The 7,621-nt window shown below is 58.0% G+C and carries 8 protein-coding genes; 4 read left to right on the plus strand and 4 right to left on the minus strand.

Annotated elements, in window-relative coordinates:
* Nucleotides 1-460: 460 nt before the first annotated feature.
* Complete coding sequence (locus tag JKL48_RS19635) at nt 461-967, plus strand: cupin domain-containing protein (protein ID WP_201986469.1); 507 nt, start codon at nt 461-463, stop codon at nt 965-967.
* A gap of 53 nt (nt 968-1,020) precedes the next feature.
* Nucleotides 1,021-1,509 (plus strand): hypothetical protein, encoded by a 489-nt coding sequence (locus JKL48_RS19640; RefSeq protein WP_201986477.1) that lies wholly within the window; start codon nt 1,021-1,023, stop codon nt 1,507-1,509.
* Nucleotides 1,510-1,531: 22 nt separating this feature from the next.
* Here JKL48_RS19640 and JKL48_RS19645 read toward each other — a convergent pair whose 3' ends face one another.
* The 3 genes from JKL48_RS19645 to JKL48_RS19655 form a co-directional block, all read right to left on the minus strand.
* Nucleotides 1,532-1,708, minus strand: a complete 177-nt coding sequence (locus tag JKL48_RS19645) for a hypothetical protein (protein ID WP_201986479.1) — start codon at nt 1,706-1,708, stop codon at nt 1,532-1,534.
* 51 nt (nt 1,709-1,759) lie between these two features.
* Nucleotides 1,760-3,949: a penicillin acylase family protein gene (locus JKL48_RS19650; protein ID WP_201986487.1), complete on the minus strand. Its 2,190-nt coding sequence runs from the start codon at nt 3,947-3,949 to the stop codon at nt 1,760-1,762.
* Nucleotides 3,950-4,144: 195 nt separating this feature from the next.
* Nucleotides 4,145-4,492, minus strand: coding sequence for a HesB/IscA family protein (locus JKL48_RS19655; RefSeq protein ID WP_201986489.1), 348 nt, complete (start codon nt 4,490-4,492; stop codon nt 4,145-4,147).
* Nucleotides 4,493-4,766: 274 nt separating this feature from the next.
* On the opposite strand from JKL48_RS19655, the gene JKL48_RS19660 reads away from it, so the two are divergent.
* On the plus strand, nt 4,767-5,303 hold the full coding sequence (locus JKL48_RS19660; protein WP_201986492.1) for a DUF7935 family protein: 537 nt from the start codon (nt 4,767-4,769) through the stop codon (nt 5,301-5,303).
* Between the two features lie 196 nt (nt 5,304-5,499).
* On the opposite strand, the gene bshA is transcribed toward JKL48_RS19660, so the two are convergent.
* Complete coding sequence (gene bshA / locus JKL48_RS19665; RefSeq protein WP_201986503.1) at nt 5,500-6,636, minus strand: N-acetyl-alpha-D-glucosaminyl L-malate synthase BshA; 1,137 nt, start codon at nt 6,634-6,636, stop codon at nt 5,500-5,502.
* Nucleotides 6,637-6,824: 188 nt separating this feature from the next.
* Between bshA and JKL48_RS19670 the strand changes: the two genes are divergently transcribed.
* Nucleotides 6,825-7,487: a hypothetical protein gene (locus JKL48_RS19670; protein WP_201986506.1), complete on the plus strand. Its 663-nt coding sequence runs from the start codon at nt 6,825-6,827 to the stop codon at nt 7,485-7,487.
* Nucleotides 7,488-7,621 lie beyond the last annotated feature (134 nt).

Raw genomic sequence — 7,621 nt, forward strand, 5'->3', positions numbered from 1 at the left:
CGGAACTCGTGACGCCGGCCAATTGCCTCGGCTACATTGCGCGGCGCGGCAAGGACCGGGTGGCCGAGGCGACGGGGCGGGTCGTTGGTTTTGCCATTGCCGATTTGGTCGGCCATAACATCTGGGCGCTACTTCGGGACCCAGAGTCCGAAAAGCCAGGCATTGGCCGGGCCCTACGCGACCCCTTGTTGGGTTGCTCTTTCACCCAAGCCCCTGGCAATGTATGGCCCAGTGCCGGGCCAGGCACCCGCGCGGAAGGTTGCTATCGCCGGGCAGAATGGCCGGAAACCGGCCTCAACAAGAGCGGAGCGGTCCGGTTTGGAATGAGCGCAGAAAAGTGGGCGCGCAAGCAATAGGCTGGGCTGGCTTGAGGGCGCGACCAGCGGTGCGGCCGACTGAATGATTCAGGCCATAACTTGCAGTCCCAAATTTTGAAGCGCTGGCCCTAGTAGCAGAATTAATGCCCATCACCGACTCGCAAAAACAAGCCCTGTTCCAACAAGTAGCCGCGCAGCTTCAGCGGCAAGGCTTCGTGGTAGAGCGCCAAGACCCGTTGCGGCCGTGGGGCGGTTTTTTTGTCATCGACGAAAACCAGGCCCAGCAATTTGCCGACATCTATTTCGATGGCTTGTCGGTGGAAGGGCTGCGGATTTCGGGCCGGCTTAGCCCCAAGATATTGCTGGTGGCGCCCCAGCAGCGTCTGAGTTGGCAATACCACCACCGCCGCGCCGAAATATGGCAGGTGGTGCAGGGCCCGGTGGGCGTGGCCACCAGCGACACCGACGAGCAAGGTGAAGTGAAAAGTCTGCAAGTGGGCGAGCGCATCGTGCTGCGGCAGGGCGAGCGCCACCGCCTGGTGGGCCTGAAGGACTGGGGCGTGCTGGCGGAAATCTGGCAGCATACCGACGCCGACAACCCCTCGGACGAGGACGACATTGTGCGGGTACAGGACGACTTCGGGCGGTAAAACCCGGCCATCCCTCGTCCGTTACCTTTGCCAGGTTCTACATTTTATCTCCCATGAGTACTCCCGATGCCACCGCGGCCAGTGCCTTCGATAAAGCCCGCACCGGCCTGTGGGTGAGCCTGCAAAAGCACCTGGCTGCCGTGTACGAAGCGGAGGGTGCCTTTGCGCAGGCCACGGCCTTTGCCGAAACCTTCCCGTTTGCCGGCTCCTCGGCCAGCCCGGAGCAACTGGCCGAATATTGGTTGCGCCGCAACGCCCTGCGCGATTTATTTACCGATGAAACCGCGCAGCTCGACACGCTGAACAAAGCCATTCGGAGCAAGGGCTACGCCGAAGCGGAAAAGAAGCAGCTGTACCTGCTGCTGCTCGGCTACATGGACATTGCCGCTTCCATCTTCGAGCGCCTGCACGCGGAGGTACCCAAGCCCTTGCCCAAGGACGAAGAGCTGGACGAAACCACCGCCCGCTTCGACCGTGTGCGGAAATTCGCCCGGCTCAACGTGAAAGGCATTGCCGGCCTGCTAAGCCTGCCGGCCCGGTAGCTTGAGGGCAAGCCTGCTACTGCTATTCTGGCTTGGCCTTCTTCAGGGCGTCAGCCAGCGACTGTTGCAACTTGGCACCGGAGTCGGCTGGCGTTTTTTCGGTAATGCTGTACTGCTTTTGCAGGCGCTCCCATTCCTCGATGGCAATGAATACGCCGGTGATGTTGCCTTTGTCGTCGGAGAGGTACTTAATGTCCATGCTTGTTGAGGTGGCGTGTGGGGAAGGGAGAGAGGCAGGCGCGCGGCGGGCTTACTCGCCGGGATGGTACGTTTTTTCTGCGTGGGCTTGTACGTCTTCGGGGTAAAAACGCACTTCCTTGAAGCGGCCGGTGCAATACAAGTTGGCCTGGTCGAGGAAGTGTGAAGTACCGGGTTGGCTGCTCTGCCCGCCCGTCACCACCGAGCGCGCCACGATGCGCTGGCCAAACTCCACCACGGCCACGAAGCTGTTGCCCACGTTGCCGTAGCGCTTTTGGGTGCCGGGGTAGGCCTGCGCGCCAAAAGCGGCCAAGCTGCCCCACTTCGAGGAAGTGAAGGCGACGGGCAGGCTGGGCCGCCGGTCATCGTAGGTTTCCTCGACGCGGCCGGTTAGGCGCTGGTAGCGGTTGATGTCGCCCCAGGCTACTTTCCAAGTGCCGAAGGCGCGGGTGAGGTCATCAAGCGCTTCGGCGAGGGCAGCTACTTTCTCGGGGGCTGTCGTGTGCGTCAGCGCAAAACGGGTAAAGCGGATGTAGTCGAGCGGTGGCTGGGCGGCAGGCACACGGGCGCGGGCGGTGGCGAGCAGGCGCTCGGCCCAATAAATGGCCACCGTCTGCGCCACGGAACTCGCGGCGTAGTTGTGATTCCAGGCGCGCAGGGTATCAACGGCTTCCGACGGCCGCACGGCGGCAGTATCGTGCTCAATGTCGTAGCTCGCAAACAGGGGCGGCAGCATGTCGTCGAAAGCCGTGAGGTGCGGGTTGTCGGCGGCGGCAATAAGGGTGTCCAGGGTAAATTTACCCCGGTGGCTTAGCACGCGCACGGCGTTGAGGCCGCGGTAGTTTTCGGCATCAGGGGCCATGTAGCGTGGGTAGCGGGCCGAATCGGGGCTGCTGGGGCCGGCTACGGTAAACGGCGTCGAGTTGCAGTTCTGGACGAAGCCACTGGCGGGGTTGTGCACCTGCACCAGCTCGCTCACCGGGTGGAAGCCCTGCCATTCGGTGGCCGGATTGCTGCCATCCACGGGCTGGCTCCAGTCGAATGTGGGGTCGCGCTTCGGCATAAAGTTGCCGTGCCAATAGGCGATGCTGCCTTTGGTATCGGCAAAAACGGTGTTGTTGGAGGCGTTGCCGTTCAGCTTCATCACAGCCTGAAAGCTGGCGTAGTCGGTGGCCTTGGTGCGCAGGTAGGACTGCTGCAGAGCGTGCAGGGGCTCGTTCATCATGCGCACGGCCACCCACTGCTGGTCGGTTTTCTGGCCCACAATGGGGCCGTGGTGGGTGCGGTAGATGGTGAAGGTTTTGCGCAAGGTTTTATTGCCGGCTTTGTAGGGCAGGCTCACCTGCTGCACCTGCACGGGGCGCCACTTGGTGCCGTATTTATACAGAAATTTGCCGTTCTGCTGCGTCACGGTTTCCAGGTATTCATCCATCGAGTCGGCGTTGCTGGAAGTGTGCATCCAGCCGCAGTGTTCATTAAAGCCCTGGTAAACAAAAAACTGGCCCCAGGTCACGGCTCCGTAGGCATTCAGACCTTCTTGGCTTACCATCTGCACCTCGGAGCGAAAGTAGAACGAGGTGTGCGGGTTGATGAGCAACAGGGCGTGGCCGCTCGCGCTACGAGCCGGCGCAATGGCAAAGCCGTTGGAGCCGACGGGCTCCCGGTCCTGCTTTTCCACGTCGCCATCAATCCAGGAACTCGACTTTTTCAAGCTGTAAAAGTCCTTCAGCCGCTCCAGCGACACCACGCTGATGTTGCCCCCAATGCTGCCTTCACTGAACATTAGTGGCATCCACGGCTCGAAGCGGTGCAACAGCCGGGGCCGGGTGTCGGGGTGCGTGGCCAGGTAGTAGTTGGTGCCCGCCGCGAAGGCGTCGAGTAGCTTTTTGGTTTCGGCCGGGCACTTGCGGTAGATGCCGATGGCCTGCGTGGTATCCATAAACAGGCGGGCGCGCAGGTCGTGGTACAGGGCTGCTTCGCCATCTACTTCCGCCTGCCGTCCAATGGCATCCAGGTAGTTGGCTTCCACGCGCTCAAAATCGTCCTCGCACTGCGCGTAGAGCAGCCCAAACACGGCGTCGGCATCGGTCTTGCCGTAGACGTGCGGCACCCCATACGTGTCCCGCCTGATGGTGACCTGCTTTGCCTGTTGCCCCCAGCGTGCCAGCTCGGCCGGACTAAATTTCTGAGCCTGTGCCGCGCCGGCCGAAAGCACCAAAAGCAGCGAAAGAAACAAGCGCATATGGGAGGGACTGAAAGGTCGCAAAGTGCGCCAAAGTAAATGAAAAAGCCCTGACCAATGGGCCAGGGCTTAACATGCATATGTAATAACGTCATGCAGAGCGCAGCGAAGCATCTCGCGTGCTTCGACTAATTACTGGTGGCACGCGAGATGCTTCGCTGCGCTCTGCATGACGTTCTATGAACTTAATTAGACTTACGCTGAGAACGACGAGCCGCAACCGCAGGTGCTCTTGGCCTGGGGGTTGTTGAACACAAAGCCGCGGGCGTTGAGGCCGTCCTGGAAGTCAACTTCCATGCCCAGCACGTACATGGCGTGCTTCTTATCCATGATGAGCTTGAGGCCGTCGAGGTCGTACACTTCGTCGGCATCCTTGGCTTTGTCGAAGCCCAGCAGGTAGCTCATGCCCGAGCAGCCGCCGCCCTGCACGCCAATGCGCAGGCCGTAATCGTCGGGCACGTTCTTTTCCTGAATGATGTTTTTTACCTCAACCACGGCACGGTCGGTGAGGCTAATGGGGGCGAGGGTGGCAACAGCAGCCATAAGTAAAGTCGATTTAGCGGGAGGTGGATAACAAATATACGGCAGCCGCCGGTGTGGTCGTTACTGCGGTGCCGGGACAGAAACAGCAGTTGGGGCCCGGCGGTTCACGGCGTAAGTTTGCAGCCAAGTGTGTTGTGGCGTAATGTTCACCCAAAACGTCATGCCGAGCGCCGCGAAGTATCTCGCGTGCCACTACTAATCAACGTAATTACTACCAAAGCGAGATGCTTCGCGGCGCTCGGCATGACGACTGCCAATCTGACTATTTTCTTCAATGGATTCGACAACGTATTTTTTCGACCTGCTTAAAACTATTCTCCCCGCCCTCATCGTGGCCGGGGCCATCTATTACCTGTTCAAGGAATTTCTGGACAAGGAGCAACAGCGCCGTCTGATTGAGCTGCGCCTCGAAAGCAACAAAACCACGCTGCCACTGCGCCTACAGGCTTACGAGCGGGCGGTGTTGTTTCTGGAGCGCATTTCGCCCAACAACATTCTGGTGCGCCTGAGCAGCGCCGGCTCCACCGCGCCGGAGTTTCACCGTCTGCTCCAACAGGAAATCCGGGCCGAGTACGAGCACAATCTCTCGCAGCAACTCTATATATCGGCCGACGCCTGGACTTTGGTGAAAGAAGCCAAGGAGAACGTATTGACGATGGTGAACCGCGCCTACCACGGCCTTGGCAACCCAGCTCAGGCCCGCGGCACCGAACTCGCCAAACGCATTCTGGAAGGCCTAATGATGGACGGTGCCGAGCCCACCGCGCAAGCCCTGGCCGTAGTGAAGAACGAGGCGGCCGGGCTGTTTTGACGCCTACGGCTTAATGAGGAATGAGGAATGAGGAATGAGGAATTGCGGGCATCTGTCATCCTAAGCGCAGCGAAGGACCTTATCGCCGAGGAACAACTTGCAGTAGTATCAAGTGACGCAAACGTGAGAAGGTCCTTCGCTGCGCTCAGGATGACAGATGCCCGCAATTCTTCAGTCCTCATTAAGTTGCGAAGCGTCAAACCGCCACGCTTACGGCTTCGATGGCGTTCCGGTAACACTCCTCGTAGCGCGGCACAATGTTCTCCACTGCAAATTCCTCGGCGCGGGCGCGGGCGGCGGCTTTGAAGCGCGGCAGGTTTTCATCTTCGAGCACGTAGAGGGCGTTTTTCACCATGTCGGCCACGTCACCGATTTCGCTCAGCATGCCGGTCACGCCGTGCACGTTCAACTCGGGGATGCCGCCGGCGTTGGTGCTCACCACGGGCACTTCGCAGGCCATGGCTTCGAGGGCGGCGAGGCCGAAGCTCTCGTTCTCCGAAGGCATCAGAAACAGGTCGCCCACGCTCAGCACTTCCTCCACGGCTTCGAGCTTGCCCAGGAAGCGCAGGTCGCGGTGCACGTCGAGGTCGCGGGCCAGCTTTTCCATGCGGTTACGGTCGGGGCCATCGCCCACGAGCAGCAGCTTGGCTGGGATTTTTTCGCGCACGCCCACAAAAATCCGCAGCACATCTTCCACTCGTTTCACAGTGCGGAAGTTGCTGGTGTGAATGAGCAATTTCTCGCCCTCGGGCGCAATAGCGGCCCGGAAATGGCTTTTTTCCTGCTTCCTGAAGCGTTGCAGGTCGATGAAGTTGGGGATGACCGTAATGTCTTTCTCAACTGCGAAATACTGATAGGTTTCGCGCTTCAAGTCGTCGGAAACCGACGTTACGCCGTCGCTCTGGTTGATGCTGAATGTCACGACCGGCTCGAAGCTGGAGTCTTTGCCCACCAGCGTAATATCGGTGCCGTGCAGCGTGGTCACCACCGGAATCTGAATGCCGCGGGTGCGCAGTATCTGCTTGGCCATAAAGGCCGCCGAAGCGTGCGGAATGGCATAATGAACGTGCAGCACGTCGAGCTTCTCGTTCTGCACAATGTCGACCATCTTGCTGGTTAGCGCCAGCTCGTAGGGCGGGAACTGGAACAGCGGGTACGCCGGCACATATACCTCGTGGTAAAAGAGGTTCTCGTTAAAAAAATCGAGCCGCACCGGCTGGCTGTAGGTGATGAAATGCACGCGGTGGCCGCGCTGGGCCAGGGCTTTGCCCAGTTCCGTGGCCACCACGCCGGAGCCGCCAAAAGTGGGATAACAGACAATACCGATGTTCATAAGGGAATGCGTTTGCGCTTAGCCAACCGGGAAACGCATGGTTTGTTGCAACGACGAATGAGCCGGCCAAATGCTGCATTGAGCGTAGCTTTAGCGGCGTCTACTTCCCTACGTAAATCTGTTGCACATTCGCCATGCCTCCTGGCAAACAGTGCTCCTCATTTACTGCCTGAACCCTGAAAAAGAATATGGAAAACAAGCTAATTGAGCAACTTAACGCAGTAATGCCAGTTGGATTCGATATCCCAACGCCGATAAAAAAGCTATACGAGTGGATTGAAGCAAATAATTTCTATGTTGATAATGGAGCCGGTAGAATTGGCTTTCTCTATCCAGAAGAGGAGTTAAAAGAAAGCTGGACTGACACTGGTAGAAACGGCGGTACCAATATTGAATTTGCTGCTTCAGGAAATGTGAATCTGAAATATTGGTTCGGAGCAGAGAATGCGGAGGTTAACCGACGGCTTTGTGTGTTTGGGCAAACGGGTGCAGAAGGTTCAGAATGCGCGTTTTGGGTAAGTGATAGCAACGAATTGAAAATAGTGCATATGGGTTCGGGCTCGGGTTCAATGCTAAACTGTATTTTGGTGGATGACGCAGTCGATTTCTTACGCTTACTTGCAATCGGATATGATGAAATCTGTTGGGATGAAGAATTTGCGTTACCTCCAAACGAAATCAATCAGGATATCAAAGTCGAGCCTAATCTGGAATTCCAAGAATGGGTGAAAAATACTTTCCAGGTAGAAATACCGAAAACAGCTTTAGAAATAGTAAAGCATCCTGCGCATTTTGGCGACGAAGATTCAGAAGATGAGTTTTGCCGCTGGTGTCAGCAGTTCACTACCTAAAAAAGCTGGGGGCGCAACTTCACCGTTGCTCCCCAGCTTTTTTAGGTAGTAACCAAAAGTTATACCCGTCACGAAGTGGGTTGCGAATCGAGCAGGTGAAAGTGGAGGGTGAGTAAGGACGCGAGTTCGTGCCC

Origin of the sequence: Hymenobacter rubidus (assembly GCF_016734815.1) — a bacterium.
In the GTDB taxonomy this organism is placed as follows: domain Bacteria; phylum Bacteroidota; class Bacteroidia; order Cytophagales; family Hymenobacteraceae; genus Hymenobacter; species Hymenobacter rubidus.